The following is a 16,849-nucleotide window of genomic DNA, read 5'->3' on the forward strand; positions in this document are numbered from 1 at the left end:
ATTTCCGGTTTATCCTTGAAACAGGGAGATTATCGCCTAGCTCCAACGGTCTGGAGGCGTGGAAATTTCTAGTCGTTCAAAATCCGGAACTTAGGGAAGAGCTTCGGCCATTCGCTTACGGCGCGTACAATCAACTGCCAACCGCGAGTCACATGGTCGTTATTCTTGCTCGTAAAGGACTTATCCCGGAATCCCCTTATATTTATGAGCAGCTGACAAAAGTTAAAAAATATCCCGCTGAAATGGTGCGAAACAACGTGGGAGCATGGCACGATTTCTTCGATTCGTTCCACCTCGATAACGAACAAGCGAGAACAGCTTGGGCTTCTAAGCAAACCTATATCGCACTAGGGAATATGATGACTTCCGCGGCGATGATCGGAATCGATTCTTGTCCAATCGAAGGCTTCGTTCCTGATAGAGTCAACGAAATTTTAGCAAAACGAGGATTGCTCGGAGACGACGAGTATGAAGTAAGCGTTATGGTCGCTTTCGGTTATCGGGCAAAAGAACCGCGTGATAAAACAAGAAGAACGATGGAACAAGTATCCGAATGGATTCTGTAACGTCCGTAAAGCCATAACCATGAACAAACAATTAAATTAAATATATAAACGGGTATGCGGATCAAATCTTGAATCCGTGAAAAGTGGGTGCGGGTTTCCAGTGATTGCTGGTGCCCGCATTTTTTTCATGCTCTATAATAGTGACTTGAAGAAAAAAATCGACCGCGGCTTGTTAATGGATTTCATTAATCGGCGTATTAACATACGTAACCGGCTTGCTTGATGGAATAGAAGCCTAGGAAGGAGGAAAGCAAGTGGAGAACATCCGAGTAAACAAGGACATATTCACGGAACGAACGGACAAGCTCCGCGCTGCCGGAGAGATTCTGTCAAGCGAACAATTTTCCCGGATTTATGAACAGTACTTTAACCGCGTGTACAAGTATATTTACTACCGGATTCAGAATCAGTATGAGGCGGAGGATGTTTGCAGTCAAATATTTGAACGGGTTATTGTCAATTATGGCAGCTTCTCGGAGGAAAAAGCCGTATTCGAGGTGTGGTTGTTCGCTATAGTACGAAATGCCGTCACCGATTACTTTCGCGCCCGGAAAAAGAGATTTCATTTCTCCTTGGACTCGATTACCGAGTTAATCTGGCCGAAGCCTTCTCCTGAGGAGCTAGCCATCCAGGTTGACGACCATCAGGCGCTGTTTCAAGCGTTTGCCAAGTTACGCGACAAGGAACGCAACATCATCGCCTTGAAGTTTGCCGCCAGTCTCAAAAACTCGGAGATTGCGGGACTCATGGGAGTAAGTGAATCCCAGATTGGTGTCATTGTCTACAGGAGCTTGAAGAAGCTGCATAAAATTTTGGGGACAGGTGGGTTGATGGATGAATAACAAACAAGACCTCAAACCATTCGAGGATGTGATCGATTTGCTCGAGAATACAAAGCTTGATAATCCAATGGCGAAAGAGCGGATTCACAGGCGTCTGGTACATAAGATCGAGACGCAAACCATTTCAACGAAAAATACGATGAGGGACGGGATGACAACGATGAATAGAACATGGAAAACGGCTACTGTGGCTGTGCTTGGTGTAGTGCTGATTGGCGGAGTACTGTCTACAACCTCCTACGCCCAAGGTATAATGCAATCGATCTTGGCGAAGTTTCATGTAGGCAATATGGACATCGTTCAAGTCGATAAGGAGCTTCCGGCTCCTACCAAAAATGCCTCCGACCAGAAGCAAGGTTCCGATACTGGTAGAGTGGAACTGCCGCCGCGGCCGACGATAAACGTGGACGAAGCCCGTACCGCCGTGGGAATGAATTTCCCCGCTCCATCCTGGATGGCTGACTTCAAGTATGTCAACACCGTCATTCAAGGTAAGACGATGGTAGAGGTACAATACGCGCAAGGCGAAAAATCCGTGAATTTCTTGATTTCGCAAGGCGGCAAGAACGGAATTGAAACAACTGGCGAAGTGAAAACGGAAATGATTGATGGGACCCAGCTGTATTTTGCAAATGGAATTGTTATCTGGGAAGACAAGGGATTTACGGTGGAAATGTATGCGATGGATGATTTCGATGCGGATACGCTGAAGAAAATCGTCAAGAGCTTCGCTGTTGGCAAGCCGTTGACGCAGGAGCAAATCAATAAATCGCAGTCCAATGTAGACAACTTGATTCAAACACAGCGAGCGGCTCCGGCTCCTGCGGCTCGTCAATAAAATTGGATGTTTTGCTAATAGGAGAATTAAACAATCGGAGATATTAAAGTATTTCGCAAGAAATTCTTACAGACCTACATCGAACCTTTCTTCTCCAAGTAAATAACTCTCTCAATCGTGTGGCTAAAATATAAAAAGCCAGCAAACTCAAAGGTTTGCTGGCTTTCCTTATGCTACAACAACGATGCAATTTTAGTATCGATTTCAGAAGGCAACGCCGTTGATTCAAATCTTGCTACCACATGACCATCTCGATCAATTAAAAACTTAGAAAAATTCCATTTGATCCCGTCGCCCATATAGATGTCAGGATGTTTTTCACGTAGAAACTCGTCCATCCATTGGCCGTCCTTGGTCTGCGTATCAAACCCTTTAAACGGTGCTTGTTGTGTCAGATATTGAAATAATGGATGGGTAGATGGACCTCTTACATCGGTTTTCTCAAACAATGGGAATGTGATCCCAAAGTTATTCTCGCAAAATTCCTGTACGTCCGAATTGCTAGTTGGCTCTTTATCGTTAAATTGGTTGCATGGAAACGCAAGTATTTCAAAACCTTGTTCTTGCTGAGATTCATAAAGTCTTTGTAAATCAGCGAATTGACGCGAAAAACTACATTTACTTGCTGTGTTGACAATTAGGAGAACTTTCCCTCTGAAATCTGACAGATTGACTTGTTTTCCGTTAATCAGGTTTGCTTGAAAATGATAAATTGACATGGTTACGAACCTCCTCTTGATCTGGTAATTATTCATATACCTAATCATATTGTCAAAACATCTATTGGTCTAATATATTAAAGTGATTATCTTTATAGTTAATTTCAATAAACCTTCTTTGCTTCGTACTCAAACTAAAATAAAAAAAATCCGCAAATTCCACGGATTAGATGACGGTTACAACCATAACTGGGCAATAAGTTGCAATTTTTTAATAATCGTACGAGACAGCTTATATGAGCTATAGAAAGGTCTGTTCATAAAGCGCGTAGTCTTCCAAACGAGATAATTTTGTTCTTTCAAGAAATGCCCGTCAACCGCGATCATCCACTTGTTATCCTTCGTTTGGAGATGATCGATATGATGCATGCCATCCTTGCGCCAGCTTTGCTCTTGGCCTGACCCCGTCAGCAAACCAGACTCAATGACCTCCTCTTCATACTCGGTCTCACTCAGCTTCGTGATTCGAGCAGCTCTAACCATCTTCCCGTACGACGGAACTCCATCTTGCGTAAACCGATACATTTCACCATCATGAGCAACAACTTTCCCCGCCGGTCGAGAGATATGTAAGTCATTTTTAATAATAGGATTACAAGGATGTTCAACCCATTCTCCGTCCATTCGGTCAGCATAGAACAAATAAAGGTTCCTTCCATCTTTGCTGCCAACGAACATCCACCACTTCTGATTATGATAGAAAAGGGTCGGGTCTACAAATGGTCCAGATAGCAGCTGTTTTTTCCTCTCCCAGTTATATGGGAATTGCATGGATTTATATAAAAATACGCCACCTGCTTCCGACGACTCCGGTAACATATAATAGTCATTCTCATATGTAAATACATTTGGATAAGATAGGTGAAAACTCTCTTTAAGGACAACTCGGTCATACTGCCACTTTTCCCCGTCTGTACTGACAGCAACCGCAATTTCACCGCGTTCGGAATGTTTATTCAACACCTCAAAAAATACATAATAGTTCGAACCATCCGAAACTACGAAAGGATCCGCTACAAACTCTGCCTCAACATCGGTGACATCCGTGCATTGAAGAGTAGGATAGGTCAAATCAAGTGCTTTAGCTCTTTTTGGAAAAATCGTATCACTTTTTATGATCTTGATCGACCATACAGCCAGCTCAATTTTTTTGTTAAGATTCAACAAAATGCCTCCTCAGAAGAACAGTTATTCTAAATTATAAAGTTCTCCTAAGAATTTTTCAACTATTGATGAATTTAATTTTATTTTTTCTTCTAAAGTTGAATTTCGTGCCACAACTGAAATAAGGAAAGCATTTTTTCCTTATTTCCGAAAAAATGAACGAAGCCAATCAGCCAGCAAATCTCCCTTCTTATAATAGATTTCATCCTTTACTTTATTGTTGATGGCACTCCATATTTCAAGTTCAGTTTCACTTAAGTTATGAACCTCATTTTGATCATCATCAACAAATTGAGCGAAGTAGTCCAATGGAATGCCGTAGAACCTTGAAATGTTGGCCATGATTTCAAACGAGGCCGATTTTCTTTGCCCTTTTTCAAGGAGACTCATATATTGTAAAGTTATTCCTGCCGCAGAAGCTGCTTCTTCCAAGGTTAATCCTTTCTTTTTACGCAAACGTCTTAGCTCTTCACCCAGTCGCTGACTCATTTGTATCCTCCTGTCGATAGAATTCTTTTTAAATTAAATACATAGTACCAACTTATGACTGCTTCTAAAATCGTGACCCAAATTTCCTCAAGAAAGAGGGGAGATTTTTTATATTTTCTTAACTCGCAATGGATCCATTCATGCACCAGCGTATCCAGTTGCTCCGGATAATCCAGTTTATGATCAATCACAATGATACGTTTGTTAGGATAATAGACTCCCTTTATGGAGCCTAAATCCATCAATAGAACCTGCAACTGAAGCCTTGTACCAATGAGAGATATAAGCTGCCTGACATGTGATTCATTCACTTGCATCCTTCTCGAATGACAGACTTTGACAACAATTAAATACGCCAAAAAAGATGACATGACGACCGGGTAATTAAAATAATTGAATACAGCCAAATATGGAAAAATGACACCGATTTCAAACCAAGTCGGTATGAAAGTTGAAACGACTGGCGAAGTGGTCAGCTTACCGGACTCAAAAAATGAGAAAAAGTAAGCGAGCACCCAGTTTACCACAAAAAGCAGAAATAAAGTTCCAAGGCGGCTGATATAGGAGTGGGAGGTCCAATTGTAAAAAGAATTGCCCAAGACAATAGTAATCAAGCTGATGGACAGGGACGGCAGCAGATCATACCAGAAGCTAACCCTTCTTTTCAACCAAATGATCACCGCATCCGGAACAAGATAGAAGAAACTATACAAAATCGAATGTTTTGCAAAAATAATGAGGCCGATCACGATGATAAAATAAGGCAGCCAAATCTTATTGAAAAGATGCATATACATCCGTTCGATTATGGCTATTGATATGAGGAATAAGACTAGCAGCCAGTTGAATTTTGCCGGGAAGGTGATGCATTCAGAAACTATCACTAGCGCAATCGCAGGAAATATTAATAAGTATGATTTTGGCCCTAGAAATTTTGTCTTATTCATGCATACCCCTTTGTATGAGTTCTTCTCGTCATTTTAACGGAAGCGAATTGCCGCCATGGTTACAAGCCCGATCAACAGACCGACCGGTATCCAGATGGAAGCAAAGAGCGCGTGTGGTTCCAAAAGAGCGGTAATTACCGCTCCCAGGCAATAAATCGCTACCGCCCAAGTACGCAACCATGCGTCTGCAGTAAACTGATTATCTCGGCGAATATGGGCAATCGTATCCTCGATGACATTCGCCAGATTATTCGTCAAAACGGTCGTCGATATCCCAGCCACTTTCAAATGTCTGGCAACGGTCGTTTGCATGCCCATCCCCATGCTCAATACTAGAATCATTATATATAAGTTCCTGTCGCTGCTTCCTGCATAGGAAAGCAAAGCCGCTATCAAAAGGAGAAGACCTTCGATGCCTAACGCGACCGTTGCTCCTCTGGACCAAAGCTGCTCTTCCCGACCTCGCCTCACAATCACAGTTGCGAGGGCAATACCAGCAACAAAACCAAGAAAGGCAAGAATGGAACGAAGCACAGCTAGCAGCTTCGCCTGTCCGATAGCGATTCCTATTAGCACAAGATTCCCCGTCATATTAGCTGTGAAGACATGTCCCAGCCCCAAATAGCCGATCACATCAACGATGCCCGCTATCAGACAAAGCACCAGAACTGATCCGTTCAGGTATGTACGTGTTGGCAAAATACATCAATCCTCCCATCTATTAATATGGCTAGGATCAGTTAAATCATGCTTGAAGTAACGGCAGCCGAATTTCTACTAAAGTTCCTTCATTCATTTTGCTTGAATAGGTAATATCGCCTTCATGCTGTTTAATAATCTTCTTGCAAATCATTAAACCAAGACCAGTACCCTTCTCCTTTAAACTGTAAAAAGGCTCCCCTAACTTCGGCAATAGCTCTTCCGGAATCCCGCATCCGTAATCTTGGACGGCAATCACACCATGACATTCTCCGTCTTTTCGCAAACAAATTTGAATCTCTCCGCCATCAGGCATCGACTCCATGGCGTTCTTGATGATATTAAGCAGCATCTGTTTTAACTGATTCTTTTCCCCGGTGATCGGGAAGGATGTCGCTTCACAGCTCAATTGGATTTCAATATTTTTCAGAAGTGCTTCGGGGGATAAAATCTCAATCGTATATTCCACCAGCTCACGCAGGTTTGTGACGGTAAGTTGTGACAATTGAGGTTTGGCTAATGAAAGAAACTCGCTGGTAATGGCTTCAATCCGTTCGAGTTCGGATAACAGCAAATCATTGTGTTTTCTCGAATAATTTCCTTCTTTGTATACTTGTAGGAATCCCTTTATTGTCGTCAAAGGATTTCGAATTTCATGCGCAATCCCTGCCGCGAGCTCTCCAACAATCGAAAGCTTCTCTGACTGCAATAGAATTTCTTCCGCTTTTTTGCGGTCGGAGATATCGCGGCTGATGACGATGACATAGCTACTATCTTTGACGGGCTGGCAGCGTGATTCAAATTCTTTCCAATGGCCTTCTTTATGTTTAAGGCGAACCTCCAATGAATAACCTTCCTGCCCCCCAACCATCATCGCAATCGTTTGATGAAAGATTTCCAAATCCTTCGGATGCACCAGCATGCATAATAGATTTCCTTCTAATTCATGGTATTCATACCCTAACACAAGCTCATGGGAGGGAGAAAAATAACTCACCGTATGATTTTGATCTATAACCATGATCAAGTCGGAAGTATGATTTGCGATCAGCTTGTACTTCGATTCGCTTTTTTCCAGCGTCGCTTCCATATATTTATTTTGCTTATTAATTCTTAAAAGTCGATCATTCGATTCGATCAGCAATCCGCCCAAAATGACGCCTAACATGACAAACAGGACATATTGCAGATGAAATAACGGCTCGTTCAATAAGATACGAAACGACAGGATCGTTACCAAATATCCCGCAACATAAGCCATAAAAAGTGAGCCAATCTTTCTGGATTGTGAGCTGCGAGACATGATTTTATGTACCACACACAAAATCATCATATTAATCATCCAACCCAAGATTGCCGGAGCCCAATTTCCACCGGAAACAAGTCTTGTAAGCAGCGAAAATAACCCGGTTATTACCCCTGGGATGGGCCCGAAATAAGCAAAAACAAGAATAACGGGCGCATATCTAATATCATAGGCATACCCTTGCTGCTTGATAGAAAGGATGACGAGAATGACCGAAACAACCCCGGCATAAAGGCTCGCCCACAAACTAAAATACTTAATCGGCGTTTGATGAATAAACGAGCGGATGACCAGAGGCGTACTGACAAGCATTGAAAATATAGCAATATTGACTATGAAGTCAAATAAAATCATAACACCCTCACTTGTGTTAAAATTCATAAACTTGTTTGTTTATACTTCATATATTAAACCAACTTTGGAGCTTCTACCAGTAAAATAACAAGTTATGGCAATCATGCTTTTTAGCACGAAAAAGCCCATGAGCAGTTCATGCTCATGGGCTTTAATGTTTAAAGCTTATTAATGATTAGGTGCTACATATACACTGCCATCAGACAACAGTTGTACGGTGCCGGAGGCTGATTCAATTTCACGAAGTGCCCAATGGTCCTGCGGTACATCCGGCCAACTTGAAGACTTTACGTCGGCTGTTGGCCGCTTAAACAATCGGTTCAAAATCGTCACTGCTTCCGCACGATTCAATTGTTTTTCCGGCAGGAAAGTGCCGTCGGAATAGCCTTGCAAAATACCTGCTTGCGAAGCTTTCTTAATGGCTTCGAAAGCCCAATGCTCTTGCGTATCGTTGTATCCCGGATAGGAGGTGCTACTAGCATCTCCGACAGGAAGCAGCCTTGCAGCAATGCTGGCCATCTCTCCGCGGGTAATCGCGTCATCCGGGCGGAAGCCGGTGTCATCACCAAGCATCACACCTGCGCGCTGCATATTGGCAATGGCTTCTGCCGCCCAATGTTCTTTGGCAACGTCCGGATAACCGCTAGGTTGTGCCGATGCCGAATCAGTGTTGGACTTACCAGCGCCAATACGATTCAAAATCATCGCCAATTCCGCACGCGTAATGGCTTGTGAAGGGCGGAATGTGCCGTCCGGGTAACCGGATAAATAAGGTTTCAGTGCACCCGCTCCATTTTTCTGAATAATGGTAAATGTACTGAACTTACTGATCTCAATAGCAATACCGACTGGTTTGCCTTCCGCATCATAACAAATTTCTCCGTGCGTCAGCACCTTTTCGCCATCGCTATGTTCAATGTACACAGCCAGCTCACCCAAAATTTGTTTGGCCGCTGCTGCGTTATCCGGCAGGCTGAGGTTATTCAGCGGAAATACAACTTCCGTCTTGTATCCTGAATAGTTTGTCTCAATCTTGACCGGTTGGCCGATAATGGAGACAGATCGGTCTCCTGCATCTTTGATCACAAGCTCAGCAGCTTGCACGCGTTTTGTTACTTCACCGCGCTCAGCTTCAGCACGGACAGGAACAATTCGGAAGTAAGCATCCTTACCGTCTTTGCCCATTTGCTTTAGGGACTCCGCCGATACCGTAATCTGCCCGTCAGGCAGCACTAGTTGCAGCGACATGCCGCCACCTGCAAGCAAACTAACCGTTTCTGCATTTAAGCTGACAATCCGCTCATCCGCTGGATTTTCTGGCAAGTCCGTCACATAAATGCGAGCAACTTGGTCGTTATTCTGTGCTGCTTTTTCCAAGATCCTACGTGCATCTACAGTATCCAATTTCACCGTATCTAGCACTTTGCCATCTGATGATTGGGTCCGCACAATGTTGGTTTGGAAAGTCCAACCTCCGGAACTTCCAGCAACCGTCGTTTGGCGTGTGTCAGGGCCAGAACTTGATTCCTCTATACGTTTTACGTCGATGGAATAAGTCTGTGAAGACTTAAGGTCCGCTGACTCCACATTTACGATAATGGTATTGCTGCCAATGGCTAGAGCAGGTTCAAAGGTGCCGCCGCCTTTTTGTTTTACATGCTGCACCGTTACAGTTGCCTCTGGATCATTGGTAATCGCCTTAATTGTCGCGTTGGCACTTTCGGTTGTTGAAATCGTTCCGTATTTAAGCTTGTATGGCGTAAAAGCACCGTCCAAGATCGTACCTGCCTGCAAACTCGCTAGTAATGGCGGCTGCCCAGGCACTGTCTGCTTACGCAATACAGAAACGTTATATGTGAGCGTCGTACCATCTTGTGCTTTGACCTCAATGGCATAGGTTTGTGCATCCTTCGTAAATGGAAGGGTCAAGACCGCTCCGCTCGTTACCTTTTGACCATCGATATGAATTTCTGCTTCCGACTGTTCGGGAACTGGTAGAAGCTTAAACTCGACCGCTGTGTAAGGCACTAGTACCTCATAATTTTTCACTGCTGGGTTAAAATCAGCTAACAAATCAGCTCCGTCTGTAGCAAGCCCCAAGCTTTGCAACAGCGCATTACCGCTTGGTTCCCGCCATACGGCTACTTGGTATTTGCGTGTTTCCGCACCGTCCGGAGAGGTAACCACCACAGGCACTTGATTCTCGCCAACTTCCAGCTGAATCGCTTGGGATGCTTGCCCGCTCTGCACGGATTGCCCTTTGACTTCAATGCTGGAACCTGCTTTCATAGCGCCAGGTGTCAAGGTTACCGTGTCCACGGTGTTGTCCACATAAATGGCATAGCTGTCTTCCGCCCCTGTGAAAGCTTGCGCCGGAAGCACATCGCTTTTTTGCGACGCCGTGGCATTATTAAGCTTCAATGTAGCCAATAATGCTTCATTGGAACCTGTTCCATCAAGACTTAGCGTATAGAACTTGTCTCCTGCGCTATCGGAATGTACTTTGATGGATACCGATTTCCCGGTAACAGGCACCGCCACATCAACATAACCGCTCTCAGGAACTGTTTTGCCGTCAATCGTCACGACAGAAGTTGCAGCCATCGGAACTGCATAAACACGAACGTTGTCCGAATAAGCTAATGCTTGATAAGCGGTTGTACCGAATTGATACGGTGCGCGCATCTGTGCGTTGCCTGTTGTCAGAGCCGCAAGATCGCTAGGAGTTGCCGGAATCGCTTCAGTTACACCTCGAATGACTTCAAAGCCATACTCCGTTTTGTTGCCAACCCGGTCCGTAGCCGTCATCGAGAGCTGTATTCGATCCGTCGATGCTCCCCACTCCAATGGTGCGTAATAGTTGAATTTTCCTTTATCATCCAATGGAACCGTCACACCATTAACAACCAACTTTGCACCCGCGTCTGTTTGGCCGGTTATATAAACCCTGCTGGTATCTGTAACGATACCATTCAGCGAAATCGGCTTGCCCTGCGCGTCATTGCCTCCGGAAGCGATCAACATCGGTCCGGTGCGGTCAATGAAGACCTTGCGGTATGCCGTACTGCGGTCACCGCGCTCATTCACGGCTTCAACCAATACGTTATATTCCCGTTCTTTCAATACAGCAGATTGAAGCAACTCTTGCAGAACAAACGTGGAAGTTCCACCTGCTGCTACATGCTCACTGCTGCCAAGCTGCTGTCCATTCACAAACAAATTAATCGCTGCGGCTTGATTGGCCGTTACTTTCAAAGAGGCTTGTTCGGCTGTTGTAAGCAACAACGTCTCTTCATTTCCGTCATATGACGTATACGATTGTTCAATGACGGGTTGTGCGTCAGCGTCAAGCGCCACGGCTAACGTTGGCGGTTGCGGAACTGGCAGATCCGTCGACACGCTCGCAGACGTTGGGCTTAGCACAACACGTCCTTGCTCATTGCCAATAGCCGAGACGGAAATCTGGTACGTTGCTCCAGCCGTTAATCCGGTAATTACGGCGTTCTGCTCACTTCCCGCTTGAGGCGTTATATCCATCACCGGAACTGCCGCTTTGCCGCTCGTACTGTCACTAACCCAGATTCGATAAGCAGTCACGTTACCTGCAATAGAAGCAAATTGCAAAGATATTTCTCCATTTCCTGTAGAAAGCACCTTAGGTTGCTCAGGTGTGCTCAGTGAAATAGGCGCAGTCACCTCAACAGTTGCATCCGCAATAACATGGATCGGTGCTTTATCTGCACTTTCCCCTACTACAGAAAGATAATAAGTTCCAGGCAGCATGGAAGTCGGAAGATCAATAACTTTACTGCCGGAAGATGGCAGACCGCTTTGAATAACTTCTCCAACCCATTGATCGGCGCTGTCCGTTAACATCATGGTTACTTGCGCATCAGATGATGTATTCTCCATGGACCACGCAACTTGAACGCGATTTTCCACACCAGCTGCAGCCTTAACGGAAGCCTTAATCTCTGGCTGAGGAATTAATTTCTGAATTTGCAGATCAACTTTTTTCGCGTTTTGAATCATCCATTTGCCAGCTGGCGCATTAAGGAGTGACACGTAAAGTGTATCCCTGCCGTCGTTCACTGGATTTGGTGTTGAGACTTTCGTTTGTTCAAGCGGATCTCCGCTTGGGCTTGCACTTAATACTCGGTCTGACGCCGGCTGTAAATAGGCGTTGCCCGCAGGAGCATCAAAATTCAGCGTGTACGGCGAACCGTCAGGTGCTGTAATCACGGTGTTGGCATTCCCGCCGCTGACCGTTAACATATAATCGCCCTTCTCGGCGATATCAAAGTATTTGCTGAATCGGCCTTCCATCGTCAGTGGTTTAATCGACTTAAACTTCCTAGTCGACTTGTAGGCAACAACACTTGTAAAACTGCTGCTTACAACTTTCCACTGTCCACTCAAATCATTACCATCCAGCAAATACGTTTTCTTCTGCTGTGATTCATCATACAGCACATTCAAACCTGGCAAACTCGGGTCAGATTGAAGCTTGTACAAATCACCATTTGGCGCATACAGCTTTGTCTGCTCATTGGCCCCGTAAATCTCTACAATCGCTTGACCATTATCTGTCTTGGTCATATCAAACACGGTTGGATAAGCTTGATCCTGCACCCACTGCGCAACATCCTCGATTTTCACCTTAGATGGTACTGTGCTTAATACGGCGCTTGGACTTGTGCCTGCGCTGATCATCCATGTTCCTGCCTCAACCGCATCCACCAACGTGTACACATGACCATTGGCGTCGCGCAAAGCATTCCAATTGGGTTCGTTCTGTGCCGTGTTCAAACTGTATGGCCGTCCATCTGGTTTGTAAACAATAACATCGCCTTGAGCCTCACCAACGTTAAGTACGTAACTTCCACGCTCTTTCACTGTAAATGAAGTAACCGAGCGATCCGGTGTTTGCGACCACAGCTCCGCCAACTGATTCAAGTTCAGTGATTGGTTGGCAAATAGCAATTCATTCATTTGAATGTGACTGTTCGTATTTGTTGTTAGACTCCATTTGCCTGCAATCAACGATAAGCGCATATAGGTCATTTGGCTGACGGCATCATAGCTGATTTCTGGAGACAAGGTCTGTTCAAAACCTTGACCAGATGCCGTGCCTTTCAGAACAGCAGCTCGTTGATCTCCTGTCAAGGCAATAAGTGCCGTGAAGGAACGCTCCACCGCAAAAGAAGCCGTCGACTTCCCATTTGTAGCATTGGTTGCCGTTGTGATTAGAGGCGTTTGATCCAGCGATGTAAGCTGTCCATTCACAATGCGCGCTTTCGCATCGGTATGCACCGGCTCCTCTGGTTGAAAAGACAGGCTAACCGGTCTTAGATCAAAGACACGCTTAAGTGGATTCGCAGCAGCGATCCTTACCTCATTGCCGTCTTTGCCCTGATTGCCCGAATCTGTATTTCTTAAGAACAATTCTTCCGCAATGTCCAACCATGGTTCAGCTGCGTCCATAAAATCGGAAACATTGTTCGCGAAATCCAAACCTTTTTCCCACCAAGATTTCTTAGGCGGCTCTGCTTCCACTTCAAACAGGATCGTATTGTTATTGAACGTATACTTCAGATTAGCGCCTACGCCGTTATGTTTGAAAGTACCGTAGATACCTGTTTCATTTACACTGAGTGCAACGTTACTTACGGTCGCTCCGCCAATACGCGGAATCCCTTTTGGAACATAAACCGTTCCTTTAATCGCGCCGTTGAATCCTTTTTGGTTAAAAGAGTACGTGCCAATTGCTCCTTTGACGACTTCAAAAAGATTGATGTCGCCTTTCGTTGCAAAGCCCGGTGAAGAAAATCCTTTGATTCCAGCCGTTGCCGGATTCACTACCGTTTGCATGTTCATGTTCTTCACTGGCAGCCAATAGTAATATTCCGTTCCGCTGCCGTTAAAACCGTAGGTCGTTAGATCCGTATCAATGGAATCGGTACCGATCAGATTGAACTTGTAATTCGCCTGAGGATGCTTCATTTCAGGGACAATGACATCGTTCACAGATCCGGTAACAGCGAACTTTTGAGGAATCTGAGACATCTCTGCAAGTTTGTCCACGCTGCCGAATAGATAATTGACTTGAAGACCTGTCGACGCCAGCTTCACTTTCTGATACATGCCGAAGCTTACGCTATCCAAACGTCCTTGTTTGGTTCTCATATTCATATCGAAGCTTAACTTCGTATCCGGTATGCTGCCTGTTGCCTGAACACCGACATATGGAATGCGGCTTTCCACGACGAATTTGGTATCACTTGCTTTGATTGGGCCAACCTGAAAGCTATTTTTCATCATAAAGGTTCCCGACAAATCAAATCGATTATTGCGGTATTTCAGGCCGTCAAACGGCACCGTTTCCTTAACCTTTTGACTGCCTACCTGCAAGCCGATTTCCAGATCACCGGTTAGACGCAGGCCGTCTTTTGTGAAAATAAGCGAGCTTGCTTTAACGGGCATGTCCATATTCAAGTAATCTGTCGCTTCCGAACCGCTCAAGTCGAAAGAGAACTTGTCTGATGTGATGGTGAACGGCCCCTCATGAATCGTGTAAGACAGATTCGACCCGAGTGCTCCACCGCCATTGACATATAAGCGGCCGTTGCCGGTTATTGTTGCTGGGGTCTGCGTTTTATCCACGGTAAGACTGGTTCCTTTGAACATGACCGAGTCGTTGATGATTACCGGTTCGGATGGATCATTAAGGACATAGACATTAGCCGCTGAAGGATCTTCCGTAAACGGCCCTTGCAGACCAAGACTGTTTACTTCGTTGCTGGTGGACGTGCTAGGCACATCTACTCTGGCGAAGTTTCTTGGTTTGTAGAAGTCTAGTGCTGTTATTAGAAGACCATCCGTGAATACATAATCAGGTTTAAAGTAATTGTGCTCCAGATGAACATCATATTTACCTGGAGGCAATTCTGGCTCTTTGAGATCTGTAGTTCCACTAACAATCTCGGTTTTCATCAAGGTCAGCTCCAACTGACGAGCATTGACAATATTGTAATCCAGCTGATACTGTTTTCCGTCCTTGCCCTGCAAGTAATAATGGACGCCTTCTTTAGGTTTACGAAGCAAATTGGTAATACCTGTGCCGACGGCAACCAACCGCTTCTTATCCTTCACATGCAGTACGGAAGCCCCTATCCTGTCATATTTGACATCCGGTTCTTTCACTATTGGATCGTTATTCATATTAAATTTATTGATATCGGTGTAGCTGGTGCCGAGACTATTAACAGCATAACCCCTGACTTCATACTCTTGTTGTAAGACCAAACCTTCAAGCGAGATGGTGAAAGAGCCTGCTCCTTTCGGTTCCACTTTTTTATACGGTACCTGAATCCAATCCTCGTCTCCCGCCTTGCGGTATTCCACCCCCCGCGCATCGAGATCTTTGTTGCCATCGCTATAAACATTTGTGATGACACTGACCGTATCGTTGTTTGTCTCCCGATCGTAATTGACGATTGGCTCAACATCCATCCTTACTCCCGGAGGTGTCGGAGGCGTGTAACCAAACACCCAGGTCTCTTTCATATTGCCTGCGGGTTCGGAATCAACTACTGAGCCGAAAACTTTATCCATGATACTAATTTGATCGCGATTTCCGCCGAACATGACAAAATTCTTGCCGTCAAATGCCATGGAGGCATAACTTAGCGGGAATGGTATTTGATTGGGAATGACTTGTACATCGCGAACAATATTATCTGTATCCTTATTACTTTGGTACAGTGTTCCGGTGGAGTATTTTAACGGCACTCTCTCCCAATCATTTCCTTTCCAACCATATATAAAACTCCCAAACGTCGGAGGATACGTGCTCGTTGGCAGCTTTAATTTTTTAACCAATTCGTTATCATAAGTATGGACATAGTCGCGTTCTCCGCCAAAAAAGACAACGCGGCGCCCATCATAGGCCATCGCCTGCCCCCAACGCCCGTAAGCCTCAGGACCATTCGTCGAACTCCAGGACTTTGCCTCACCGTCCCACTTCCACAATAATGGAGAGCTGTCATCGTGCGTGACCGTTTTCGTTACTTTCGTACCAACACTCGTATACTCTTTCGTAATAGAACCTGCATTTCCACCGTAAAGCACAGCCGTTTGGCCGTCAAAAGCCATCTGCCCGCCATAGGCCGCAGGCGGCTTCTCAGTAGGATTGATCTTCGCCCAGCCTGTTCCATCCCACAGCCAAGTATCGTCTTGAAGAGTCTTTGAACTTCCGCTGCCTGAATATCCGCCGAACAGAACCAGCTGTTTGCCGTCGAAGGCAATCTGAGCACCTCCGCGAGCTGTCGGAGAGCTAGGAAGTCCTGTAACTTGCTCCCACTTGGCATTCATACCATCCCAAAGCCAAGTGTCACCAAGCAGCACACCGGACTGACCCTCGCCGCCGAATAACAGAACTTTCCCAGTGGCTGGATCATAAGCCATGGCTGCGCCTCTGCGTTCTGGTGGAGAACTCGTTAGATTACGCATTTCCTGCCAAGTTTGTTCCTGACCATCCCATATCCATGTCTCATCGAAGAACTTGTTGTTATCCTGGCCTCCGAACATGACCACATTCTCAGCCATTTCGTCAAAGACCATGGATGCACCTTGTCTAGCATTAGGTGTAAGATTGGTTGTTACTCTACTCCATGTATAATCCGTAATTTTTGTTGCTGGACCGTATGTATTCTGCAGCACTGTGTTGGTTCCGTTAGCCACTCCTGCAGCTTGAGCTACACTCAACCCGCCGTGTAATAGCGGTATGTACTGTAGTAGCAATGCAGCAATTAATAGTTTGGCCCATCCGGCTTTCCGACGTCTATTCAACGTTTATTCCCCTTTTCTTAGTTTTCATCAACATCCTACATATTGTAGTTCTCAATTCCCCCTACTTGATACCTA

General features: G+C 45.2%; 10 protein-coding genes. 3 read left to right on the plus strand and 7 right to left on the minus strand.

Annotated elements, in window-relative coordinates:
* From RQP52_RS26300 to RQP52_RS26310, 3 genes are all read left to right on the plus strand, one after another.
* A partial coding sequence (locus tag RQP52_RS26300; protein ID WP_315954591.1) for an NAD(P)H-dependent oxidoreductase occupies positions 1–566 on the plus strand: 566 nt, incomplete at its 5' end.
* Between the two features lie 254 nt (positions 567–820).
* The gene (locus RQP52_RS26305) at positions 821–1,408 is read left to right on the plus strand and encodes a sigma-70 family RNA polymerase sigma factor (protein WP_315954592.1); all 588 of its coding nucleotides are present in this window, start codon (positions 821–823) and stop codon (positions 1,406–1,408) included.
* Entirely contained in the window at positions 1,401–2,246 is an 846-nt protein-coding gene (locus RQP52_RS26310; RefSeq protein WP_315954593.1) for a hypothetical protein, read from the plus strand. The genes RQP52_RS26305 and RQP52_RS26310 overlap by 8 nt, the downstream gene beginning before the upstream one ends.
* A gap of 173 nt (positions 2,247–2,419) precedes the next feature.
* Here the strand turns inward: RQP52_RS26310 and RQP52_RS26315 are convergent, their stop codons facing one another.
* From RQP52_RS26315 to RQP52_RS26345, 7 genes are all read right to left on the minus strand, one after another.
* On the minus strand, positions 2,420–2,965 hold the full coding sequence (locus tag RQP52_RS26315; protein ID WP_315954594.1) for a glutathione peroxidase: 546 nt from the start codon (positions 2,963–2,965) through the stop codon (positions 2,420–2,422).
* Between the two features lie 177 nt (positions 2,966–3,142).
* Positions 3,143–4,129: a glucosamine inositolphosphorylceramide transferase family protein gene (locus RQP52_RS26320; protein ID WP_315954595.1), complete on the minus strand. Its 987-nt coding sequence runs from the start codon at positions 4,127–4,129 to the stop codon at positions 3,143–3,145.
* Between the two features lie 141 nt (positions 4,130–4,270).
* A complete protein-coding gene (locus tag RQP52_RS26325; protein WP_315954596.1) occupies positions 4,271–4,618 on the minus strand; it encodes a helix-turn-helix domain-containing protein in 348 nt (115 codons plus the stop codon).
* On the minus strand, positions 4,615–5,565 hold the full coding sequence (locus RQP52_RS26330; RefSeq protein ID WP_315954597.1) for a hypothetical protein: 951 nt from the start codon (positions 5,563–5,565) through the stop codon (positions 4,615–4,617). The genes RQP52_RS26325 and RQP52_RS26330 overlap by 4 nt, the downstream gene beginning before the upstream one ends.
* 33 nt (positions 5,566–5,598) lie before the next feature.
* A complete protein-coding gene (locus RQP52_RS26335; protein ID WP_315954598.1) occupies positions 5,599–6,264 on the minus strand; it encodes a YoaK family protein in 666 nt (221 codons plus the stop codon).
* Positions 6,265–6,310: 46 nt separating this feature from the next.
* Entirely contained in the window at positions 6,311–7,924 is a 1,614-nt protein-coding gene (locus tag RQP52_RS26340) for an ATP-binding protein (protein ID WP_315954599.1), read from the minus strand.
* Between the two features lie 168 nt (positions 7,925–8,092).
* Positions 8,093–16,774 carry a cadherin-like beta sandwich domain-containing protein gene (locus RQP52_RS26345; protein WP_315954600.1) on the minus strand — a complete coding sequence of 2,894 codons (8,682 nt, stop codon included), beginning with the start codon at positions 16,772–16,774 and terminating at the stop codon, positions 8,093–8,095.
* Positions 16,775–16,849: the final 75 nt, after the last annotated feature.

This window comes from Paenibacillus violae (assembly GCF_032461945.1).
GTDB classification, from domain to species: domain Bacteria; phylum Bacillota; class Bacilli; order Paenibacillales; family NBRC-103111; genus Paenibacillus_E; species Paenibacillus_E violae.